At 42.4% G+C, this 20120-nt stretch carries 29 protein-coding genes and 1 tRNA gene; 27 read left to right on the top strand and 3 right to left on the bottom strand.

Translation table 11 applies throughout. From position 1 onward, the window contains the following. Positions 1 to 83: 83 nt before the first annotated feature. Positions 84 to 758 (bottom strand): phosphoglycolate phosphatase, encoded by a 675-nt coding sequence (locus DK415_RS07800; RefSeq protein WP_109433144.1) that lies wholly within the window; start codon positions 756 to 758, stop codon positions 84 to 86. A gap of 2 nt (positions 759 to 760) precedes the next feature. Then, a complete protein-coding gene (rpe, locus tag DK415_RS07795; protein ID WP_109433143.1) occupies positions 761 to 1435 on the bottom strand; it encodes a ribulose-phosphate 3-epimerase in 675 nt (224 codons plus the stop codon). A 154-nt stretch (positions 1436 to 1589) separates the two neighbouring features. Here rpe and ftsB point away from each other — a divergent pair, with 154 nt between their 5' ends. From ftsB to DK415_RS07745, 10 genes are all read left to right on the top strand, one after another. Beyond that, a complete protein-coding gene (ftsB, locus tag DK415_RS07790; protein WP_032998222.1) occupies positions 1590 to 1868 on the top strand; it encodes a cell division protein FtsB in 279 nt (92 codons plus the stop codon). Continuing rightward, positions 1868 to 2563, top strand: a complete 696-nt coding sequence (gene ispD / locus DK415_RS07785; RefSeq protein WP_109433142.1) for a 2-C-methyl-D-erythritol 4-phosphate cytidylyltransferase — start codon at positions 1868 to 1870, stop codon at positions 2561 to 2563. Before ftsB ends, ispD begins: the two co-directional genes overlap by 1 nt. Beyond that, on the top strand, positions 2560 to 3039 hold the full coding sequence (gene ispF, locus DK415_RS07780; protein ID WP_109433141.1) for a 2-C-methyl-D-erythritol 2,4-cyclodiphosphate synthase: 480 nt from the start codon (positions 2560 to 2562) through the stop codon (positions 3037 to 3039). The genes ispD and ispF overlap by 4 nt, the downstream gene beginning before the upstream one ends. After that, positions 3036 to 4046 carry a tRNA pseudouridine(13) synthase TruD gene (gene truD / locus DK415_RS07775; protein ID WP_109433140.1) on the top strand — a complete coding sequence of 337 codons (1011 nt, stop codon included), beginning with the start codon at positions 3036 to 3038 and terminating at the stop codon, positions 4044 to 4046. The genes ispF and truD overlap by 4 nt, the downstream gene beginning before the upstream one ends. A 14-nt stretch (positions 4047 to 4060) precedes the next feature. Beyond that, the gene (gene surE / locus DK415_RS07770; protein ID WP_109433139.1) at positions 4061 to 4801 is read left to right on the top strand and encodes a 5'/3'-nucleotidase SurE; all 741 of its coding nucleotides are present in this window, start codon (positions 4061 to 4063) and stop codon (positions 4799 to 4801) included. Positions 4802 to 4828: 27 nt separating this feature from the next. Then, positions 4829 to 5404, top strand: coding sequence for a YqaA family protein (locus DK415_RS07765; protein ID WP_109433138.1), 576 nt, complete (start codon positions 4829 to 4831; stop codon positions 5402 to 5404). 13 nt (positions 5405 to 5417) lie between these two features. Then, a complete protein-coding gene (locus DK415_RS07760) occupies positions 5418 to 5606 on the top strand; it encodes a lipoprotein (RefSeq protein WP_109433137.1) in 189 nt (62 codons plus the stop codon). An 11-nt stretch (positions 5607 to 5617) separates the two neighbouring features. Next, positions 5618 to 6802: a murein hydrolase activator NlpD gene (gene nlpD, locus DK415_RS07755; protein WP_109433136.1), complete on the top strand. Its 1185-nt coding sequence runs from the start codon at positions 5618 to 5620 to the stop codon at positions 6800 to 6802. 145 nt (positions 6803 to 6947) lie between these two features. Then, positions 6948 to 7042, top strand: a tRNA-Sec gene (locus DK415_RS09470). Between the two features lie 280 nt (positions 7043 to 7322). Continuing rightward, positions 7323 to 8573 (top strand): tyrosine-type recombinase/integrase, encoded by a 1251-nt coding sequence (locus DK415_RS07745; RefSeq protein ID WP_109433135.1) that lies wholly within the window; start codon positions 7323 to 7325, stop codon positions 8571 to 8573. Between the two features lie 190 nt (positions 8574 to 8763). On the opposite strand, the gene DK415_RS07740 is transcribed toward DK415_RS07745, so the two are convergent. After that, positions 8764 to 8964, bottom strand: coding sequence for a hypothetical protein (locus DK415_RS07740; RefSeq protein WP_109433134.1), 201 nt, complete (start codon positions 8962 to 8964; stop codon positions 8764 to 8766). Positions 8965 to 9191: 227 nt separating this feature from the next. On the opposite strand from DK415_RS07740, the gene DK415_RS07735 reads away from it, so the two are divergent. The 17 genes from DK415_RS07735 (at position 9192) to DK415_RS07650 (ending at position 19952) form a co-directional block, all read left to right on the top strand. Continuing rightward, positions 9192 to 9950 carry a Fic family protein gene (locus DK415_RS07735; protein WP_109433133.1) on the top strand — a complete coding sequence of 253 codons (759 nt, stop codon included), beginning with the start codon at positions 9192 to 9194 and terminating at the stop codon, positions 9948 to 9950. 158 nt (positions 9951 to 10108) lie between these two features. Further along, on the top strand, positions 10109 to 10687 hold the full coding sequence (locus DK415_RS07730) for a hypothetical protein (RefSeq protein WP_109433132.1): 579 nt from the start codon (positions 10109 to 10111) through the stop codon (positions 10685 to 10687). A gap of 182 nt (positions 10688 to 10869) precedes the next feature. Beyond that, positions 10870 to 11076 (top strand): helix-turn-helix transcriptional regulator, encoded by a 207-nt coding sequence (locus DK415_RS07725; protein ID WP_109064919.1) that lies wholly within the window; start codon positions 10870 to 10872, stop codon positions 11074 to 11076. A gap of 24 nt (positions 11077 to 11100) precedes the next feature. After that, positions 11101 to 11376, top strand: a complete 276-nt coding sequence (locus DK415_RS07720) for a helix-turn-helix domain-containing protein (RefSeq protein ID WP_109433157.1) — start codon at positions 11101 to 11103, stop codon at positions 11374 to 11376. After that, positions 11376 to 11702: a hypothetical protein gene (locus DK415_RS07715; RefSeq protein ID WP_109433131.1), complete on the top strand. Its 327-nt coding sequence runs from the start codon at positions 11376 to 11378 to the stop codon at positions 11700 to 11702. The genes DK415_RS07720 and DK415_RS07715 overlap by 1 nt, the downstream gene beginning before the upstream one ends. Further along, positions 11699 to 11929, top strand: coding sequence for a hypothetical protein (locus tag DK415_RS07710; RefSeq protein WP_109433130.1), 231 nt, complete (start codon positions 11699 to 11701; stop codon positions 11927 to 11929). Before DK415_RS07715 ends, DK415_RS07710 begins: the two co-directional genes overlap by 4 nt. Before the next feature lie 3 nt (positions 11930 to 11932). Beyond that, on the top strand, positions 11933 to 12316 hold the full coding sequence (locus DK415_RS07705; protein WP_109433129.1) for a terminase: 384 nt from the start codon (positions 11933 to 11935) through the stop codon (positions 12314 to 12316). 6 nt (positions 12317 to 12322) lie between these two features. Beyond that, positions 12323 to 12613 carry a hypothetical protein gene (locus DK415_RS07700; protein WP_239305647.1) on the top strand — a complete coding sequence of 97 codons (291 nt, stop codon included), beginning with the start codon at positions 12323 to 12325 and terminating at the stop codon, positions 12611 to 12613. After that, positions 12610 to 13014: an antA/AntB antirepressor family protein gene (locus tag DK415_RS07695; RefSeq protein ID WP_109433128.1), complete on the top strand. Its 405-nt coding sequence runs from the start codon at positions 12610 to 12612 to the stop codon at positions 13012 to 13014. Before DK415_RS07700 ends, DK415_RS07695 begins: the two co-directional genes overlap by 4 nt. Positions 13015 to 13067: 53 nt before the next feature. Then, complete coding sequence (locus DK415_RS07690) at positions 13068 to 13655, top strand: host cell division inhibitor Icd-like protein (RefSeq protein ID WP_109433127.1); 588 nt, start codon at positions 13068 to 13070, stop codon at positions 13653 to 13655. After that, complete coding sequence (locus DK415_RS07685) at positions 13648 to 13977, top strand: hypothetical protein (RefSeq protein WP_109433126.1); 330 nt, start codon at positions 13648 to 13650, stop codon at positions 13975 to 13977. The genes DK415_RS07690 and DK415_RS07685 overlap by 8 nt, the downstream gene beginning before the upstream one ends. After that, complete coding sequence (locus tag DK415_RS07680; protein ID WP_005548545.1) at positions 13974 to 14177, top strand: hypothetical protein; 204 nt, start codon at positions 13974 to 13976, stop codon at positions 14175 to 14177. Before DK415_RS07685 ends, DK415_RS07680 begins: the two co-directional genes overlap by 4 nt. After that, positions 14164 to 14868: a hypothetical protein gene (locus DK415_RS07675; protein WP_109433125.1), complete on the top strand. Its 705-nt coding sequence runs from the start codon at positions 14164 to 14166 to the stop codon at positions 14866 to 14868. The genes DK415_RS07680 and DK415_RS07675 overlap by 14 nt, the downstream gene beginning before the upstream one ends. Beyond that, positions 14861 to 15223: a hypothetical protein gene (locus DK415_RS07670; protein ID WP_109433124.1), complete on the top strand. Its 363-nt coding sequence runs from the start codon at positions 14861 to 14863 to the stop codon at positions 15221 to 15223. Before DK415_RS07675 ends, DK415_RS07670 begins: the two co-directional genes overlap by 8 nt. 3 nt (positions 15224 to 15226) lie before the next feature. Next, positions 15227 to 16978 carry a DNA primase family protein gene (locus DK415_RS07665; RefSeq protein ID WP_109433123.1) on the top strand — a complete coding sequence of 584 codons (1752 nt, stop codon included), beginning with the start codon at positions 15227 to 15229 and terminating at the stop codon, positions 16976 to 16978. A gap of 169 nt (positions 16979 to 17147) precedes the next feature. Continuing rightward, positions 17148 to 18485, top strand: a complete 1338-nt coding sequence (locus tag DK415_RS07660) for a Fic family protein (protein WP_109433122.1) — start codon at positions 17148 to 17150, stop codon at positions 18483 to 18485. 1122 nt (positions 18486 to 19607) lie between these two features. Continuing rightward, positions 19608 to 19952, top strand: a complete 345-nt coding sequence (locus DK415_RS07650; RefSeq protein WP_338081944.1) for an Arm DNA-binding domain-containing protein — start codon at positions 19608 to 19610, stop codon at positions 19950 to 19952. The last annotated feature ends 168 nt before the right edge of the window (positions 19953 to 20120 follow it).

Raw genomic sequence — 20120 nt, 5'->3', positions numbered from 1 at the left:
GCAAGCATTCACGCTTGTACTGTAGCCAAAATTAAATAAAGGCACAAACGTGGACGTTTGCGCCATCCATTCAGAAGAATCAATCAAACAAGCGTCAATAACTCCGCGAAATCCTCAAAGACCCAATCCGGATGGGATTCAGAGATTGGAATATTGTAGTTGTAACCGTAGGTTAATCCCACCACCGGGCAACCGGCATTATGGGCAGCAATAATATCGTTGCGGGAATCGCCGACGAACAGCACTTGTTTCGGGTATAAACCGAATTTGCCGCATAAATAGAACAGCGGGCCTGGGTGCGGTTTGATGGCCGGTAAAGATTGTCCGCCCAACACTTCATCGAATAAGTCTTCAATGCCGAAAGCCTTTAACACAGGGCGGGTATGTTGGGTCGGTTTGTTGGTAACCACAGCCAAACGGTAACCTTTGGCTTTGAGTTTCTGCAAAGTCTCTTTCACGTGAGGGAATAAACGGCTGCGGTTACAGATATTTTCGCCGTAAAAGACATTAAAACGCTCTTTTAATGTGGCAGTTTGGCCTTCTGTCAAGGTTTTGCCCGATTGTGCCGTTGCCCATTCCAATGCGCGTGCAATTAAAATCTGCGCACCGTTACCAATCCAAGTGAGCACCAACGTTTCAGGCGCTTGTGGCAAATCGAATTCTGCTAACGCCGAATTCACGGATAATGCCAAGTCCGGCAAGCTGTCCACCAAGGTGCCATCCAAATCAAAACCGATTAATTTAAATTGTCCTGTCATGCTTATTTTCCTACTGCGGCTAACTGCTGACGCATTTCATCAATGACTTTTTTGTAGTCCGGCTGATCGAAAATCGCCGATCCAGCAACAAACATATCCGCACCGGCACTGGCAATTTCTGCAATGTTGCTGACTTTCACGCCGCCATCCACTTCCAAACGAATATCCAATCCGCTCTCATCAATACGTTTTCTTGCCTGTTTCAGTTTTTCTAAGGTTGCCGGAATGAAAGATTGTCCGCCAAAGCCCGGATTCACCGACATCAATAAAATAATATCCACTTTGTCCATCACATAATCTAAATAGCTTAACGGCGTTGCCGGGTTAAATACTAAACCGGATTTACAACCGTTATCGCGGATAAGTTGCAAAGTGCGGTCGATATGTTCAGAGGCTTCCGGGTGGAAGGTAATGTAGCTGGCACCGGCTTTAGCAAAATCCGGGATAATACGATCCACCGGTTTCACCATCAAATGCACATCAATCGGCGCAGTAATACCATAATCGCGTAAGGCTTTGCACACGGCAGGCCCGAAAGTTAAGTTCGGGACATAATGGTTATCCATCACATCAAAATGAACGACATCACCACCGCACTTTAAGACATTTTCCACATCTTCACCCAAACGCGCTAAGTCAGCAGAAAGAATGGAAGGAGCAATTAAATAGGGTTTCATGGGCACCTCACAGGCTATTAAAAATTGCCTTATCTTACTACGATACACCTCAATTTTTAAGAAATTATTCGGCGCAGAACGGCGCAATATCGCATTTTGGTGCAATTCAAGGTAAACTAAGCGCAATTTTTTCGATTCGATTTACCGGTTTTTTATGCGCTTATTTCTCTCTTTATTATTCGCGGTTTTGGTGCTGTTCCAATACGATTTTTGGTTCGGCAAAAACGGCTATTGGGATTATAAAAACACCACCAAAGAAATCGCCGTCCATCAACAGGAAAATGAAAAACTTTCCCAACGAAATCAAATCATTGCTGCAGAAATTAAAGACTTAAAAGAAGGGGTAGATGCCATTGAAGAACGCGCCCGTTTACAGCATGAAATGGTGAAACCGAACGAAACTTTCTATCACATCGTCAAAGAACACAAATAATGACCTCAAATCGCAAGATTATCGCCGTTGTGCCGGCAGCCGGCATTGGCAGTCGGATGCAGGCGGACAAACCGAAACAATACCTTCCTATTCACGGACAACCTATTTTGCAGCACACCTTAAACGTGTTGCTTTCTTATCCACACATCAGCCAAATCGTGTTGGCAGTGGCTGCCGACGATCCTTACATTGCTCAACTTAATCTGACACAAAACCCGAAAATGACGTTGGTCGAAGGTGGGGCAACCCGTGCGGATTCGGTGTTAAACGGATTAAACGCAATACAAAATTCCGGCAAGAATGTTTGGGTAATGGTGCATGATGCGGCACGTCCTTGTTTAACCCACGGCGATTTGGATAAATTGCTTCAAATTGAGGATGACAACGGCGCGATTTTGGCCATTCCGGCGACGGATACCATCAAGCGAGCTCTGCCTTCACAACAAATTGCCCACACTGAAGATCGCAGCCAACTTTGGCTGGCGCAGACGCCACAGTTTTTCCGCGCGGAGCTATTACGAAACGCGTTAATCCACGCCCAACAGCAACAGCTTGCGGTGACTGACGAAGCCTCTGCCATGGAACTCGCGGGATTTCAACCGCACTTAGTGGCAGGACGTAGCGACAATATTAAAGTTACCCGCCCGGAAGATTTGGCGCTGGCAGAATTTTATTTAATGAGGAAGACAACATGATACGAATCGGCCATGGTTTTGACGTTCACGCTTTCGGCACCGACAACCCGCTCATTATCGGCGGCGTCACCATTCCCTTTGATAAAGGCTTTATCGCCCATTCCGACGGCGATGTGGCGCTCCATGCGCTAACCGATGCCTTACTCGGCGCAGTCGCCTTGGGTGACATCGGCAAACTGTTCCCCGACACGGATATGCAATACAAAGGCGCAGACAGCCGCGTGTTATTACGGGAAGCGTATCGCCAAGTACAGGCAAAAGGCTATGTTGTAGGCAATGTAGATGTAACCATTATCGCCCAAGCACCGAAAATGCGCCCGCATATTGACGCCATGCGCTCCCTCATTGCGCAGGATTTAGCCGTCGATATCGAACAAGTGAATGTTAAAGCCACCACCTCGGAAAAACTGGGCTTTACCGGTCGCGGTGAAGGCATTGCCTGCGAAGCCGTGGCATTGTTGGTACGCAAACCATGATGGACTTAGCCTACTTGCAAAAAACACCGCCAAAACAGACCGCACTTTTAAAAGCGGAATGTGCAGATTTTGTGGTGAAAGAACAGCTCGGCTACGACATGACCGGTGACGGCGAATTTGTTGCCGTGAAAGTGCGCAAAACCGATTGCAACACCTTGTTTGTAGGCGAACAACTGGCAAAATTTGCCGGCATTTCCGCGCGCAATATGAGCTACGCCGGTTTGAAAGATCGCAAGGCTGTTACCGAGCAATGGTTCAGTCTGCAAATGCCCGGGCAGCCAACACCAGATTTCAGCCAATTTTCCCTCGAGGGCGTAGAAATTCTCGACGTTACCCGCCACCAACGCAAAATTCGTATTGGCAGCCTACAAGGCAATCATTTTGAGATTTTGCTCCGTAATGCTGAAGAAACCGACGAACTCAAAGAGCGGTTAGATTTTCTGGCAAAAAACGGCTTTCCGAATTATTTCACCGAACAACGTTTTGGCCGTGATGGCAATAACTTAACGCAGGCATTACGCTGGGCAAACGGCGAGATTAAAGTCAAAGATCGTCATAAACGCAGTTTTTATCTTTCCGCTGCGCGTAGCGAAATTTTTAATTTAATCGTGTCCAAACGGATGGAATTAGACTTGGCACAGCAAATTTTGATCGGTGATGTTTTGCAACTGAACGGTTCACACAGTTGGTTTGTGGTGGATGAATCGGAAGATTTGGCGCAGCTGCAACGACGCTTGGCGCAACAAGATGTTTTACTCACCGCGCCACTTATCGGCGAAGAAGAGAAAAGTGCGGTGGATTTTGAAAATGAAATTTTCGCCCAACATCAAGCGTTATTCGCGTTAATGCGCCAAGAACGTATGAAAGCGGCACGCCGCCCAATATTAATGCAACCTCAGCAATTCCAATGGCAATTTGAACCAAACGGCTTGCGCCTTCAATTTGACTTACCGGCGGGCAGTTATGCCACTGCGCTCATTCGCGAACTGGTCAATGTCGAAAATTAAAATACAGGAAGAATATGAATATTTTATTGAGTAACGACGACGGCATTCATGCCCCAGGCATTCGCGCCATGGCAGACGCCTTACGCAATATCGCCAACGTCACCATTGTGGCACCGGACAGCAACCGCAGTGCCGCCTCAAGTTCGTTAACCTTAGTGAAACCATTGCAACCGTTACATTTGGAAAATGGCGATTATTGCGTTAACGGTACGCCCGCTGATTGCGTTCACATTGCGCTCAACGGTTTTCTTTCCGGGCGCATCGATTTAGTGGTATCCGGCATTAACGCCGGCGCAAACTTGGGGGACGATGTATTGTATTCCGGTACCGTGGCGGCCGCCTTTGAAGGGCGTCATCTTGGCTTGCCGTCTATTGCGGTATCTCTTGACGGCCGTCAACACTTTGAAACGGCAGCGCGGGTGGTATGCGAACTCGTCCCTAAATTACATTCTCAATTATTAGGCAAACACGAAATTCTCAATATTAATGTGCCGGATGTGCCTTATGAAGATCTCAAAGGCATTAAAGTCTGCCATTTGGGTTACCGTTCTTCTTCCGCCGAAGTTATCAAACAACAAAGTCCGCGTGGCGAAGATATTTATTGGATTGGACTGAGCGGATTACCGGAATATGAGGGCGAAGGCACGGATTTTCATGCAGTAAAAAACGGCTATGTGTCCATCACGCCAATTCAAGTGGACATGACGGCGCACCACTCAATGAAGGCTTTACAACATTGGTTAGAAAGTGAATAATTTCATCTTTCAACATAAGGAAAGTAAATGAATTTGTTTGGCGCAATGTACGATAAAACCATGGTTTGGTCGAAACACCGTTTCGCCCCATTTTGGTTATCGTTTGTCAGTTTTATTGAGGCGATTTTCTTCCCCATTCCGCCGGATGTCATGCTTATCCCAATGTCCATGTCAAAACCACAAAGTGCGGTGAAATTTGCCTTATTTACGGCGATTGCCTCCGTCTTGGGCGGCATCATCGGCTATGCATTGGGTTATTACGCGTTTGATTTTGTAGAACATTACATTAACCAATGGGGCTATCAATCACATTGGCAAACCGCTATTCAATGGTTTGAAAAATGGGGCATTTTAGTGGTGTTTGTGGCAGGTTTCTCACCTATTCCTTACAAAGTTTTCACCATTTGTGCCGGCGTGATGCAAATGGCATTTTTACCCTTTGTCATCACCGCATTTATTTCCCGTGCGGCAAGGTTCTTATTGGTCGCCAAATTAGCCGCTTGGGGTGGCGAAAAATTTGCAGCGAAACTGCGTAAATCCATTGAAGTCATCGGTTGGTCGGTGGTGCTTTTAGCCGTTGTCGCTTATTTTATTTTACGTTAATCAAGGTTATAAAATGAAAAAATCAATTTTATTATTGTCTATGGTATTAACTCTCGCGGCTTGTTCTTCTGATGACGCACGCAAAGACGAAAATTCACTTCCGCCGGGCATCATGCAACCGGTAGAAGGCACCGGCGCTATCGCAGGCGGTAGTTGGATGCCGGAAATTCAACAACAACGTATGCCAATAAATATGCAATAAGGAATATCTCCATGAAAAAATTCTTTTTACTTTTACCAATTACCCTTGCTGTTCTTACAGCTTGTAGCTCAGATTCTCCGGCCCCAGTAGAAAGTGCCGACGGCACGTTATCACCGGGCATGATGCAGCCGGTTGATAGCCCATCTATGGGGGGGAATGCGACATGGGAACCGCAAATTCAACAAAGTAGCGTGCCCAACAGCATGAATATGCCAATGCCTCAAGCCCCGGCACAATCTGCGCCACAGCCGAATTTCCAACCAACTTATCAACCGCAACCGGTGCAAAAACAACAACCAGCTCCGGCAGTGCAAAATAAACCGCAACAAACTTCTCAGGATTTCACGATTCCGCGCAATCCAACCACCAACGCACCGGATTACAGCCAAATTAACAAAGGCTTCTACAAAGGTGACACTTACACCGTGCGCAAAGGCGATACCATGTTCCTTATCGCGTACATTTCCGGTTTGGATGTGAAAGAATTGGCGGCTTTAAATAATATGAAGGAACCTTACAATTTAAGCGTAGGGCAAACTTTGAAAGTGTCTAACGGACGTACTCAAAGCGTAGCACAACCTGCTGTTGCGCCTCAACCACAAGCGCCAGTTCAACAACCGGTGAGCAGTGAGCCAACCGTCACTTACACGCCGGGTGCAAATGGCACACAATATGGTTCTGATGGCACTATCACCGGCCCGGTAAAAGCAACCGCAGGTGGTTTACCGCCGGTAAATAGCGCACCGGTAAATCAACCAGTACAAGTTCAAAACCAACCCGTGGTAAGCCAACCAATCCCACAAGACAATGCACCGGTCACCTCCACCATTGCTTGGCGCTGGCCAACAAGTGGTAATGTCATACAAGGCTTCTCCAGCTCCGATGGCGGCAATAAAGGGATTGATATTGGCGGTTCTCGTGGTCAAGCCGTTAACGCTGCGGCAGGTGGCCGTGTCGTTTACGCCGGCAATGCACTCCGCGGTTACGGAAATCTTATCATCATCAAACATAACGATGATTTCCTCAGTGCCTACGCCCACAACGACAGCATCTTAGTGAAAGATCAGCAAGAAGTGAAAGCCGGCCAACAAATCGCCAAAATGGGTAACACCGGCACCAACGATGTAAAACTTCACTTTGAAATTCGCTACAAAGGCAAATCTGTTGATCCGACACGTTATTTACCACGTCGTTAATTTCAAGTGATAAAACCAAAAGTGCGGTCAGAAATTTAATTATTTTTCTGATCGCACTTTTTATTTAATCAATTCACTCTATTATTTTTCAACTCAACTTGAATCGCCCCGACTTTTGCGCTAAAGTTCGCACCAATTTCCAAAAGGAAGATCGTCGTTTCCGGTGAAGCGGCAGGACTTCAAATCCTGTTGAGGCTGCCAGCAGTCTCGGGTAGGTTCAACTCCTACGATCTTCCGCCAATCCATGTCATCCCGCATAAATCCACATAAAAAACCCACCAAACAAACCCAGTGTTTAAAAGACTTTATTGTAAATCTACATAAACTACTAGCAACGATTTTTAGTACTATTTTTAGTACTATATTTTGCCGATAGTACTATTTTTTTCTAATTTACTCCCTAATAACTCGCTAACTATCAAAAAATTATAGTACTAAAACGCTGTTTAGTTCTTATAAATCAATATACTAGAAATCGGCAATTAACAGCCCCCTTCTGTTTTTGATGGTACTAAAATTCATGGCACGCATAATTAAACCCTTAACCGACAAAGAAATTCGCACTGCCAAAGCGGATAAATTCCCACTCAGAGACGGCAACGGATTATCTCTAGAACTTACCACCACCGGCGCGAAAATATGGCGTTTTAACTACTTTAAGCCCTTTACCCAAAAAAGAACCAATATCAGCCTAGGCAAACTATCTGATATGACATTGACACAAGCACGGGCAAAGCGTGAAGAATATCGGCAGTTATTAGCAAAGAATATCGATCCACGCACCTATGAAGCCCAAGCTAAACAAGAAAGCACCGACAAACAGAACCGCACTTTTGAGCGTATGGCGGAAGCATGGTTTAAGGATAGACAGCTTAAAGCCAATTTCACCGAACGTACCGCAAAAGACACATGGGCTTTATTTGAACGGCACATTCTCCCTGCTATCGGCAAATATCCAATCGACCAACTGACCGCACTTATCGGCATTAATGCTTTCAAGCCATTAGAGCGCGCAGGAAAATTAGAGACCGTTAGAAAAATATTAAACAACGTGAATCATGTAATGCGCTATGCCTTGCACCGTGGCTTGATTGCCACCAACAACTTAGCCGAAATTCAACGGGAATTTGATAAACCGCGTGTAAAAGGTATGAACACCATAGAACCGGACGAGCTGGCGGAATTTTTAGCGAAATTCTATCAAGCAAGAGATGACGGCAGATTTTCTCTCTTATCGTTCTATGCCGTGATGTTGGCAGTGTTAACCGGAAGCAGACCAAGTGAAATAGCGCGGGCGCAGTGGGAAGATATAGACACCTCAGCGCAAACATGGAGCTACCGAGTACAGAAAGGCAATAAGAATTTACCGGAGGGGCGATTGCATATCGTCACACTCTCCCGTCAAGCCGTGGCTATCTTTGAGAAAATGCGGGAAATTCAGACCGCACTTAATCTAAGCAGCCCTTTTGTCTTTGCCAGCACCACTGCCAAAAGTGGACATATCACTATTGAAGCCTTGCGCATGGCAATTATTCGGAGCGTTGGCGAGGGAAGATTAACAACCCACGGCATTAGACACCTATTCAGCACCTCACTTAATGACAAAAACTACAACGCAGATTGGATTGAGAAAGCGCTATCGCACAAGGATAAAAACGCCATTAGAGGAACATATAACAAGGCTTACTATATCAATCAGCGGGCGGAAATGTTGCAAGCATGGGCGGATTATGTGGAATCATTAGCCCCCTCTCCAATAGTCGGGAAATAACAATCAGCTCACATTCTTTTTACACTCGAACGGTAGTCTTTATAGGCTGCCGTTTTTTATTAATTAATTCTGTTGCGGGAGTTTTTTTTCAAATCTTAACCACTTTGCCACTTCAACCACTTATTTTCTTATAAGTCATTAAAAAATAAAGAATAGTTAGAAGTGGTTACACAAGTGGTTAAAGTGGTTACTAAGGGGTAAAAGAGCTTTTTTGACGATTTAAACCCGTTTTATTTTTTGTTTTTTGAGGATTATTTAGAATAAAAGCAAGCGGCAGGGGCAATAAAATCTCTACCACCGGCAGCAGAATAGACCGCTCATTCAATGCAATTTTCATCACCGCGAAATTAAGATTTAACATGATGGCAGATAAAACAGAACGATTCGCCAATGAATAAAGGTACTCCTGAGGGGAATAGTACTTCCACGGGGTTTAGGGCGCGCGGAGATTGACTATTTTTTGAATTTCTAACCATCATCATCTTCTAGTTAAATTGCTTTTTTTATATCGTTCCGAAACCTGTTTATTTATACAGATTTTTCTTGCAGACAGTATTGAAACACCACTTGCCTTATGAAAGAATAAACCAACGTAAAATGCCGTAAAGCCACAGAAATATGAATAAAAATTTAACCGCACTTTTACAGCAATGTGATGAATTAAAAAGCCACCTTTCCACTTTGAGACCACTCACCGGAGAGGAGCTAGCACGGTTGCGTAAAGAATTTGTTATTGAGACAACGTACAACTCAAACGCTATTGAGGGAAACTCGCTTACCTTGCGGGAAACTGCGCTTATTTTAAATGATGGCGTAACCATTGCCGAAAAACCAATAAGAGAGCATTTAGATGTTATTGGCTATAAAGACGCATTTTATTTTCTCTTTTCAATGGTGGCAGATGATGAGCCGTTAAGTGAACGCACAATAAAAGAACTGCATTCATTGGTATTAATGAGCAATGCCGAACACAAAGGGCAATATCGGAAAATTCCTGTGAAGATACTTGGGGCAGAAAATTCACCAACAGAACCGCACTTCATAGCAGAAGAAATGGCGCGTTTAATAGATACCTATCATGAGCGAATAAGCCACCACCAAGAACACCGGATAGAATCTATCTCGTGGTTACATTTAGCCTTTGAATCAATTCACCCGCTTATTGACGGCAACGGCCGCACCGGGCGTTTACTATTGAATTTTGAATTAATGAAACACGGGCTTTTACCGGTAGATATTAAATTCACCGACAGAGCAAAATATTACGCTTGTTTTGACGATTATCACCGTACAGGTAAGGTTGATATGTTGGCGGAGTTAATCGCCGGTTATGAACGGGAAAAACTGGCGCAATATGTGGCGATTTTAGAGAGTTAGAACAAAATTCAACCATTAGAAAATTTCTAATAGTTCAACAGGCTAGCAAACAAAGTGCGACTAGGTGCGGATTAATTACCCACACCGAAAGAGTGAAACCCTATTTTCATTTTGTCGCACTTCCTTTCATGAATAGGGCAACGCATAGGGGCGTTTTTATGAGCAAATTTCCATACAAAGCATGTTATGATGAAGAAGATTTTACTTGCTGGATTGAAAAAAACCAAGATTACTTTTTAAGTAAAGATGCATTTAATGAAAAAGTGGAAAGCTTAAAGCGTATTTTAGACAATGTGGTAACATTCTACGGGAGAGATATTTTTGAAGATTTTAGTGAACTTGAGGATGAACTAAGCAGAAAAATAGATCTTTTCAGTTTTAAAACTGAACTTATTTCCTTTCTGCTTTATATCGGAGAGACTGGGCAAGGTGAGTTGTTTAAAAAAGACAATATATTAAGAATTGCTCACTTAGTCGCAAAACATGAGCACTTGCTCAATTTACTAAGTATAGCTAAAAATGCAGTCGCAAAACAAAATAGAGCTAAACAAGACCGGACTAATCCTAATAAACAAAAGGCAATCGAAGAAGCTATAAGAATATGGGGAAATTCCCCTAGTTATTCGCTAGATGAGGTGGCGGAAAGAATTAGAAATGCTAGAATTACCCATAAATCACATTCCACAGTGAAACAATGGATTTCAAAATATAATCCAACTAGAAGAAAGAAAAAATAGCCGGTTTATACCGGCTTTTTTATTGCCTAAAATATTCAATCAACAGTCAATAAAACTATTTAACAGTTATTGAATTTTATCTACTGTTAATGCGATTTTATTTACCGTAAAAGCCTCCCACAATACCCCTACGCCGTCCACTGATGGCGGTTGATATTCACTTATAAACGTAAGGGGTAAAAATGACACTTCAAACACATACAGATCCAAATAAACGTTGTTCACTAGCAGAAGTAAAGAATCTTGCCGGCGGCGTATCACACACATTCATTTATCAGCAAGTGAAAAAGGGCTTATTAGCACCGCCTGAAAAATTAGGACGTATGAGCCGTTGGAAATATGCCGATGTGATGGCGTGGCTGAATGGCGAAACCGCACAGGCGCACTAATGGGGAGGGGAACGAATGAATCAAATGCCTTTTCTTTCCACCACCAGCACCGGCGAACAACGCCGATTCACTATTGAGCGATTAAAAGAGCGCCCGCACAGCACAAACGAACTGCGACAAATGGGCGTTTATTCTCCGCCGGCACGCATCAAGGAATTACGCAATCAAGGTTATCTAATCGATACGTTCTACCGAAAGGAAACAGACAACACCGGCTTAATTCACCATGTAGGTGTTTATGTTTTACATGAAAACGCAGTAAGCCAAAAACGCAATCAGACAAGCATAGAAGAAGTTTAATGATGAATAGCACAAACACAACACCAACTCAACCACAAAAGCACGGCACAGCAACACTGTGGAGCATTGAAGCTCAAATTGCCGAGATTTACGAAATCGCAGACGCAGGATTGAACGGTGCGATTTATCAAGTGAATGAACACGGCGAAAGAATCAGCAAGAGCAAAGAGGAAGTGTTAGAGCTGATTTTGGATAGGGTCACATTGGCTTTGATGGATATTGATGATCTAAAACGACAAATTGAAGCCCTAGCCATTCACCACGAAGCCAAAGCTGAGCGGGATTATTTAACGTTGCCGGTGGTGGACTTAGGAGGGGCGCAATGATTGAACAAGAAACAAACCAAGCCACCAACGAAGAACAAGAAAAGCCTACGCTGACAATGGCGCGGGCATATATCGCCAAACTGAGAGAAATTAGCGGCGCAATGGTGGCAGGAAGAAAACTTAAAGACAACCTGACACCAACCGATATATGGAATCTTGTTCATGTGCAGTTAGGTAACACAGAACGCTTGATTGAAATCGCACAAGAGCAACTAAAGAGGATTTAGATAATGAGTTACGGGCAGGAAGTACGAAGCCAATTTGCCAAAGCCTACGCCAAGATGGGAAACGCTACCCACGCTTTGCGAATGGTATTAGGGGAAGAACGCGCCGGCAGAATGAAATCGCACACACTACGGGCAAAAGCCAGCGAGTTACTGAATCATTATCAAGTAGTGGAACAAATTGAGAAAGAAAAGGCAGAAATGCAACAGCACGGGAAAGACTTGCCGCATTACCGCTTGAGAACATGGCGGGCGGATTTAATTAGTGATGAAGCCGACCAGCCGATAGAACCACCAATACGAGCTTTTACGATTCCGTGGGGAATGAAAGGACTATTGAAAAGAATGGCGAGCTTAAAAAGATCCCCCAGTAAAACCTCTCCTTTTTGAAACTGAATGGGTAAGTATTTAATGAAATGCGCAATCGCCAAACATAACCCGCTCATTTTGCTTCAAGCGGTTAAACACTATCAGAAATCAGCTCAAATCTTCACTTTTTCTAGCCTGTATAACGATTTTGAGCCTTATCCAATAAAAGAGGTGGTGGACGTATTAAAGCTCAAGGTAAGCGATTTAGAGCGCGCTATAGACACTCACCCGCTGAATGAATCGCTGAAAACAAGTTTTTACACCACAAAGAAACATTTAGACAGCATGGAAAAACGTTTAAAGGAGACTACACAATGACAACCAAAACAAACGGAAATTTAACTGCACTTTTGCCGGTAGAGAAATCCTTTTACCAAGGCATAACCACATACCACGTTAACGCGCGGGCATTGCATGGATTTTTGGAAAATAAACGCGACTTTTCTAACTGGATCACTCAACGAATTAGCCAATATGGCTTTCTCGAGGGAGTGGATTACACCATTGTTTGCCCAACAAATTTGTTGAGCAAAGAGACCAATAAAAAATCTTTAACTCACAAAATTGTGAAGCAAAAAGACAGATTACGTTACTCAAATTTGAGTAAAACTAAATCTACTTCTCGCCGTGGAGGTCACAATAAGATTGATTATTTACTTTCGTTAAACATGGCGAAGGAATTGGCAATGGTGGCGAATCGGTTTAAACAAGCGGCATAAACAAAACGCCCGAGATAACACTGCGGGCGTACTATTTAGGAAGAATAAATCAAATGTGCTTAAATTATATTCAAATCAAAGAAATTCACAATAACCACTTTACAAAGTGCGGTCAAATTTGCGAGTATATTTCCGTCTTAGCAAAATCTAAGGCCAGCCGTGGAAAGCTGAATTATTTACTGGCGAACGATAGCACGCCTTTTAACCGTGCTTTTTTTGTTCGTAACATTCGCACACCTCAAGAATTTGCGGATTTTGTTTTATCTAATCTAAAAATTCATTCAATGGTAGAGCGTAGCGGGCAACCCTTAGCGGTTGGCTGCTTTCCAGTAAAGGCAGTTTTCCACCCTGTTACGTTCTACCGCCCGACCGTGGAAAGTCTAGCGGTAGTTTCTAAAAATCTTTTACTGGAAACTACGCAAATGTATCAATTCATTTTTGCGGCTATTCGCCGTACCGATTTATCTAATCACATTCAAAAAATCCGCATCACCGCCGATACAGAACAAGCTGCGCGCACTCAATGCGCCCGTGATTTTGTTCTTGTACTTGCCGGCAAAATCAATCTTCAAAACACCGTGAAAAACGACCGCACTTTTTCGGCAATCTCTCGTGATTCTATGGAGGTGGCTCATGCTTAGTTATGGCGCTATTCAAATGGCATTAAATGACGTAGTTGCTCGTGATGATATTGATGAAATGGAGCTTATAAAGTTACGTTCAGAAAGCGAAACGCTTTGCGAAACTATCGAGTTCGGACTAATGGAATTAGGCGATATGGTAAGCCGTTTAGGGCATTTTGCTGATTCTAAGCAGGATTTTGATAATCAAGCGATGAGCAATGACAATGTAAAACATATCGGAGCATTAATTCAAGCCAACGCATATTTTCTAAACACATTGCGCAATATATCAGCAGATGCCACCTATCACCTTAACGGTGGAGATAAGGGGGTGAAATGATGAGTAACACTAAATTCCCTTACACCCTTGTTTTTACCTATGATGACGGCGACCAATTCACAGCCGGGCAATATTGTTCACTTAGAGACGCACTACAAGCCAAGATACGGGCAAAAGCTGAGATTGGCAAAATAGACGTTTTAGGCAGACGTTTAGAAGCTATTACTGTTTTAGCGGAGGGCGAAAATGAAACCAACTAACCCAATGGCACAACTTCAACAATGGAAAGCGAACAATACTAAGAGGTTAGTAAGCGATGGCGGGGTATCAGTTAACGGCGTACACCCTAACGCGCTCAAAATTGAGCTGGTTAAAAGTGCGATAAAAAACTGCGAAATTGATTGCGAAACTGCGAAACGAAGCAAAACACAGCGAACCCTTGATAATACTGGCTTTATAAAAAGAAACTGCGAAACAGGCTGCGAATTTGCGAAAGCCCAAAATGATTCGGTTAAAAATGCCAACCAAACCAATTTTGGTTTAGTTAAAAATTCGCAAGGAAACGAACATAGAGAGACTAAAAATAAATACCAAGGGAAACTATCTATCAATCCATTGGTGGCGGAATATAGCCAGCTTACGCGCCAATTTAAGCTCATTCATGATAGTAACCGCAAATGTCTAGAAGTTTACCCGGGCGACTTCCACCACAAACTAAAAATGCGTGGGGAATGTGTTGATTTAGTGGAGCGATTAAAAGGTGGTGGAAAGTTATTCAATGAATTAGCCAAAGGCACCAATTTAAACGCGGAACAGACCGCACTTTTGAAATCGTTTAATCAACTGAACGGGTATCTTATTTTCAAATTCGCTGAGGTGGCGAAACAGATTGATGAATTGAATCTTGAGCGCATGGAAAGTATCAAGTTACAAGGGGGAAATGATGAGTAAAACTGTTTTTGCGTTAACTGCCCTCTTGCCATTTTATAACGATTCAAGCCTTTCTATCGTGGTTGCCGTGCGAGAGACGAAAGAGGAAGTAAAAGCCTTGCACCATGATTATTTGCAGCAGGGGAAGATGACAGGGATAAAAGCAATTAACCTTGAGCATTACTCCTTGGCAATCGTGACCGGTAACGCTAATCCGCCAATGATTCTTGCCACAGGTAAGAAACAACGTGAAACCATGGAGGGCGCACGAGAGAATTTTAAAATGCTGCTCCCTCATGCACAAATCATTGTGGCGAAATTTGCTGATATGGCATTGATTCAACAGCGTGGCACGCTTGAGTTTATAGCGGGGTAACTTATGGCAAGATTAAAATATGCACCCAACTTAAAACTTCAAGATCAAACGGGCAATTCTGAAATTGTTATTTGCGTGGGCGTTCAAGCATGGGACTTTGCCAAATACATTAAAGAGCAAGAAAGCCCGTATATTAGCCCTGTGGTGGTGGATAACGAGATATTGGAAGAAATCGACAAGTACCGAATCGCACCGAAGAAAGCACGGTTTATTCGTCTGATTCGAGCTAATAACGCTACGTCATTGGATAAACTAGCCTTTGGGCAGTTATGCGCTAACCTTGCCGGCACGACCAAAGCAATTATGGTGGAACTGTACGATGAAGCCGGACAATTAATTGATAATTTGAATGATTATGTTGGCAAAATTCGCAAAGGAGAAAGCGCACTGCCACCAACGACAGAAAACGAAGATTATGCCACTACCTTTAACACGAAGCCTGATAACAAGCGGGTTAGTGATTTTTTGGCATGGTACCGCAAGCCTTTACGCTTAGATGAAGTTAGTGACACCCTTTACACCTACACGGGGAAGAAGTGGGAGGCATTGACGGAAAAAGCCGTAGGACGCATTGTGAGAGACTTTTTCAAGGAAAAGGGCATATCTTACAGCGCACGCCGTATTGATGGCATGGTTAAGCTCATGATTGATTATGAACTGGAATTAATGGGCAAGCGTAACCCTGATTTATTGGCATTTTCCAACGGAGTATTGAATAAGAAAACAGGAGAATTTTTACCGCATGATGATCAGTATTTTTTAACCTCGTTCATTGATATTCAATACGCCGAACAGCCACAAAATACACCGCACTTTGATAGATGGTTGCAGTGGGTTAGCGACAACGACCAAAACAAAGCACGCCGCATTTTGGCGGGGTTATATATGATTCTTACGAATCGCTATGAATGGCAGTTATTCCTTGAAGTGACGGGCGTTGGCGGTAGTGGTAAATCCATTTTTAACGAACTGGCGAAGATGTTAGCCGGCGAGGGAAACACGGCAGCAATTAGCCTGAAAGAATTAGAAAGCGTTACAGCAAGAGCAAAACTCATTGATAAAACGTTTTTCTATTCCTCAGATCAAGAATCATATATTGGCGATGGCGCAGAACTGAGAGCGATTACCGGCGGGGATAGTATCAGCGTTAAACTGCTTTATAAAAACCCGTTTGATGTGGTGGTGCGTGCGGTTTACATGATGACAAATAACACCTCGATTATTTTTAAAGAGAATAACGGGGGAATTATGCGCCGTAGAGTGATTTTTCACTTCAATAGAAAAGTACCCGATGATATGCGGGATAATCACTTGAAAGAGAAACTGAACGCCGAAGCGTCTGGGATTGTACGCCGTTTACTTGATACTTTTTCAGATCCAAGTGAAGCAGAAAAGCTATTGCACGAACAACGGGAAAGCATGGAGGCGTTAAAAGTACGGCGACAAACCGATCACATTCTCGACTTTTGCCGACACTTCACCAGTAAGCAGACAATTAACGGGTTATATGTGGGCAGTGCAAGAACGGCAGCAAATGCAGAGAAACGCTATTTATACTCAGCTTATCTTCACTACTGCGAATGCTTAAATATTACTAAACCACTAGGGAGAAACCGCTTTATTCAAGCCTTTAAGCAGGCAATGAAAGAAAGCCAATTTACCTATGAATTTGAGCAGCGTTCAAAAGATGGCTATTTGATTACTAACATTTATTTTATTGATTCAGACAGCTCATTGAATGAATGGCGGGGATAGTGAGCGTAATAAAAATGAAAGGCTTGATACTATTAAGGTATTGAGCCTTTTTTATTAAAACATGCCCTAATACTTAGTTTTCTTTGTTCACATTTTCTCTCTCCAGCATAGACAACTTTTCAAAAAAGTGCTTAACTAACGCAGTATTTTAAAATTGCGTTGTTTTTCTATGAAAGTATCAAAACCAAAACCATTAGCAGAATTGCTAGCGACAGAACTAACCCCTGAAAATATTTCATTGATAGGGCAATATAAAGCTATTGATGAAAAAGGGAGGTATTTGCATTGGGATAAATTCAAGCGGATTTACACAAAAAATACAGAATTAGCTTGGATGGCTACAAAATTAAGCCGTGGGGCGTTATTTAATCATTTAACGATTGGGCAATACCACTTTAATTATTCTGCTCCCACATCATTACTAGCCTTGTTGCATTTTATTGATAAAACCGCAGGTGGCAGTATTGGCGCGAACAATCTTGCAGGATTAAGTCACAGCGAACAATCTAGATTTTTATTGAAATCTTTAATAATGGAAGAGGCGATAACATCCGCACAGCTTGAAGGCGCAGCTACTACTCGCAAAGTGGCAAAGGAAATGTTAGAGACTGCACGGAAACCTAGAACCAAAGACGAAAGGATGATTGTCAATAACTACCGCTTAATCCAACAGGCTATTGCCCTCAAAAACACCCCTCTTTCTCTTGACGTGATTTTGAAAATGCACCGCATAGCTACAGATCAAGCAATAGAAAACAATGCAATATCAGGCGAATTTAGAAAAGATGATGATATTTATATTGCAGATTACGACGGAGACATTGTACACCAGCCGCCCAAATATGAGGATTTACCATCACTAATGCAAAGTTTTTGTGATTTTGCTAATACTAATCATAACGGCGTAGATGGGGAATTTATTCACCCTGTGGTTAAAGCAATAATTCTTCATTTTCTTATCGGCTTTATTCACCCTTTCGGAGATGGTAACGGCAGAACCGCACGCGCCTTGTTTTACTGGTTTATGCTAAAAAATGGGTATTGGTTGTTTGAGTATATTTCTATCAGTCGGTTATTAAAAGAAGCACCGTCAAAATATGCGCGGGCTTATCTTTATACAGAAACAGATGATTTAGATATAACCTATTTTCTATACTACCAAGCAGAAACAATAAAGCGAGCTATTATTGATTTAGAAAAATATATCAGTGATAAACAAAATAATTTCAAAGCTTTTAGTTCCGCAATAGCAAAATTTACCGCAAGCGTAGTGCCTAGACTAAATGACAGGCAAATTCAGCTACTGCAAAAAGCCGCCAAGGAAATGGGAACTATTTTTACTGCAAAAGAAGTTAGTATTGAATATGGCATTACAGAAAATACTGCACGAAAAGATTTGAAAAGACTCGCCGACCTAAATCTTTTTGGACAGTTAAAGAGCGGAAACCAAGTAGGATATATATCACCTAGCGACTTATTGGAAAGGTTACAACAAACTAAAAACTAGCCATTAAACGCGATTTGATCGCGTTTTTCTTCTTTGCTGGTGGTTAGAGGTGGTTACCAAGTAACGACTGAAACCCCGTGGATTGGTTACCCTGTCTTTGGAAGTGCCTTTTACCGGAAAGAGTTACAGAATTTTCAAATTAGTGCGCTCAAAAAAAAAAGACAATTTATACATTTTTATACATTCAATGTATAGTTATACAAAGCATATATAATTTTGTATAAAGGTGTATAAATTATACCAATTTACACGTACAGATCATTGAAAGCGAAACCGAATAACCCAAACAAAGCGGCTTAAACAGTCGCTTTTTTATTGCAGAAAATTCACCAAAAACACATTAAAAACGTGCTAAAAAGTGGTTACTGAGGGGTAAAAGTGGCTAAATAAGTGGTTACCAAGTGGCAACTGAAACAAGTAACCACTTCTATTTTTATATTTAAATTCAAATGGTTAAACTAAAAACAACCCTAAGAAGTGGTTGAAGTGGTTACTTTTCACAAAAAAACTTTTTCTTTTTTATTTTTTTAATTTTTTATTTGTCGTAATCTCTTTTTTATAGAGTAAAAAAACTATCATGCTGAGGTGGTGGAAATACAAAAGGTCAAAGCGAATAGCAATACAGATAACTATCAGAACAGCCGATTTAATGCCGTGAAACATGGTGGATATAGTACGGCTTTTCTCTCTTTGAGTAAGGAAGAACGGGAGCAAATTTTCGACCGGTTAAACCGTAGGGAAAAGTGCTTGCATGGGGTTGATTTTAAAAAGCCCTCATGAGCTTAAAAGTTGTGTGAAAAATAGACAAAATAAACGATTAAAAAAATTTTAGTACTATAAATAGTACCATAATTAGATGTGGTGAAAATTAAATCATTTAAAAACAATTAATTAAGTATTAAATTCAACTCCTACGATCTCCACCAATCCATGTCATCCCGCATAAATCCACATAAACAACCCACCAAACCAATATCTAAAAAGCTTTATTGTAAATCTACATAAGTTACTAGTCATCGTTTTTTAGTTCCCCGTGTAGTTCCCCAGATGAAGAATTTTTAATTACTCCCTAATTTTTATATAAATAGGTTCTTTGCGAGGACCTAAAATAGAAATTAGAAAATCGAAGCGCAAATCGAAGGAATATACGCTTTCCGATGGAGCGGTCTTATTCTACGCATAAAGCCAACTGGGGCGAAGTTATGGATTTTTAGTTACTATCATCCTCACCTCAAGAAGCGGGATAAATTAGGCTTAGGAAGCTATCCTGAATTTTCCCTTGCTGATGTGCGCGCTAAGCGAGAGGAATATCAGCGCTTATTGGCAAATAATATTGATCCGCGTACCTACGAAGCCAAGCTAAACAAGAACGCGCCGCCAAACAGAACCACCCGTGAAATGCATCAACACCATCAACCCCGACGAGCTGGTAGAATTTTTAGCGAAATTCTATCAAGCACAAGATGACGGCAGATTTTCTCTGTTGTCGTTTTATACCGCGATGTTGGCAGATAAAACAGATTTACTGAAAGGTACTCCTGAGAGAATAGCACCTCCACAGGACCTCTGACGCGCGGAGACTGCCAATTTTTCATATTTCTAACCATCATCATCTTCTGGTTAAATCGCTTTTTG

It is taken from the genome of Aggregatibacter segnis (assembly GCF_003130075.1).
GTDB classification, from domain to species: Bacteria; Pseudomonadota; Gammaproteobacteria; order Enterobacterales; family Pasteurellaceae; genus Aggregatibacter; species Aggregatibacter segnis_A.
The sequence above is the reverse complement of the archived record's forward strand: the minus strand, read 5'-3'. Positions and strand labels throughout refer to the sequence as shown.

Excerpts from the sequence above, each read along its gene's own strand:
- nlpD (WP_109433136.1), top strand. The coding sequence starts at position 5,618 with ATGAAAAAATTCTTTTTACTTTTACCAATTACCCTTGCTGTTCTTACA.
- DK415_RS07715 (WP_109433131.1), top strand. The coding sequence starts at position 11,376 with ATGATGAATAGCACAAACACAACACCAACTCAACCACAAAAGCACGGC.
- DK415_RS07725 (WP_109064919.1), top strand. The coding sequence starts at position 10,870 with ATGACACTTCAAACACATACAGATCCAAATAAACGTTGTTCACTAGCA.
- DK415_RS07660 (WP_109433122.1), top strand. The coding sequence starts at position 17,148 with ATGAAAGTATCAAAACCAAAACCATTAGCAGAATTGCTAGCGACAGAA.
- rpe (WP_109433143.1), bottom strand. The coding sequence starts at position 1,435 with ATGAAACCCTATTTAATTGCTCCTTCCATTCTTTCTGCTGACTTAGCG.
- ftsB (WP_032998222.1), top strand. The coding sequence starts at position 1,590 with ATGCGCTTATTTCTCTCTTTATTATTCGCGGTTTTGGTGCTGTTCCAA.
- DK415_RS07730 (WP_109433132.1), top strand. The coding sequence starts at position 10,109 with ATGAGCAAATTTCCATACAAAGCATGTTATGATGAAGAAGATTTTACT.
- ispF (WP_109433141.1), top strand. The coding sequence starts at position 2,560 with ATGATACGAATCGGCCATGGTTTTGACGTTCACGCTTTCGGCACCGAC.
- DK415_RS07675 (WP_109433125.1), top strand. The coding sequence starts at position 14,164 with ATGAAACCAACTAACCCAATGGCACAACTTCAACAATGGAAAGCGAAC.
- DK415_RS07685 (WP_109433126.1), top strand. The coding sequence starts at position 13,648 with ATGCTTAGTTATGGCGCTATTCAAATGGCATTAAATGACGTAGTTGCT.
- DK415_RS07695 (WP_109433128.1), top strand. The coding sequence starts at position 12,610 with ATGACAACCAAAACAAACGGAAATTTAACTGCACTTTTGCCGGTAGAG.
- DK415_RS07665 (WP_109433123.1), top strand. The coding sequence starts at position 15,227 with ATGGCAAGATTAAAATATGCACCCAACTTAAAACTTCAAGATCAAACG.
- DK415_RS07705 (WP_109433129.1), top strand. The coding sequence starts at position 11,933 with ATGAGTTACGGGCAGGAAGTACGAAGCCAATTTGCCAAAGCCTACGCC.
- DK415_RS07745 (WP_109433135.1), top strand. The coding sequence starts at position 7,323 with ATGGCACGCATAATTAAACCCTTAACCGACAAAGAAATTCGCACTGCC.
- DK415_RS07700 (WP_239305647.1), top strand. The coding sequence starts at position 12,323 with ATGGGTAAGTATTTAATGAAATGCGCAATCGCCAAACATAACCCGCTC.
- DK415_RS07680 (WP_005548545.1), top strand. The coding sequence starts at position 13,974 with ATGATGAGTAACACTAAATTCCCTTACACCCTTGTTTTTACCTATGAT.
- DK415_RS07800 (WP_109433144.1), bottom strand. The coding sequence starts at position 758 with ATGACAGGACAATTTAAATTAATCGGTTTTGATTTGGATGGCACCTTG.
- DK415_RS07670 (WP_109433124.1), top strand. The coding sequence starts at position 14,861 with ATGAGTAAAACTGTTTTTGCGTTAACTGCCCTCTTGCCATTTTATAAC.
- surE (WP_109433139.1), top strand. The coding sequence starts at position 4,061 with ATGAATATTTTATTGAGTAACGACGACGGCATTCATGCCCCAGGCATT.
- DK415_RS07690 (WP_109433127.1), top strand. The coding sequence starts at position 13,068 with ATGTGCTTAAATTATATTCAAATCAAAGAAATTCACAATAACCACTTT.
- ispD (WP_109433142.1), top strand. The coding sequence starts at position 1,868 with ATGACCTCAAATCGCAAGATTATCGCCGTTGTGCCGGCAGCCGGCATT.
- DK415_RS07735 (WP_109433133.1), top strand. The coding sequence starts at position 9,192 with ATGAATAAAAATTTAACCGCACTTTTACAGCAATGTGATGAATTAAAA.
- DK415_RS07710 (WP_109433130.1), top strand. The coding sequence starts at position 11,699 with ATGATTGAACAAGAAACAAACCAAGCCACCAACGAAGAACAAGAAAAG.
- DK415_RS07765 (WP_109433138.1), top strand. The coding sequence starts at position 4,829 with ATGAATTTGTTTGGCGCAATGTACGATAAAACCATGGTTTGGTCGAAA.
- DK415_RS07720 (WP_109433157.1), top strand. The coding sequence starts at position 11,101 with ATGCCTTTTCTTTCCACCACCAGCACCGGCGAACAACGCCGATTCACT.
- truD (WP_109433140.1), top strand. The coding sequence starts at position 3,036 with ATGATGGACTTAGCCTACTTGCAAAAAACACCGCCAAAACAGACCGCA.
- DK415_RS07760 (WP_109433137.1), top strand. The coding sequence starts at position 5,418 with ATGAAAAAATCAATTTTATTATTGTCTATGGTATTAACTCTCGCGGCT.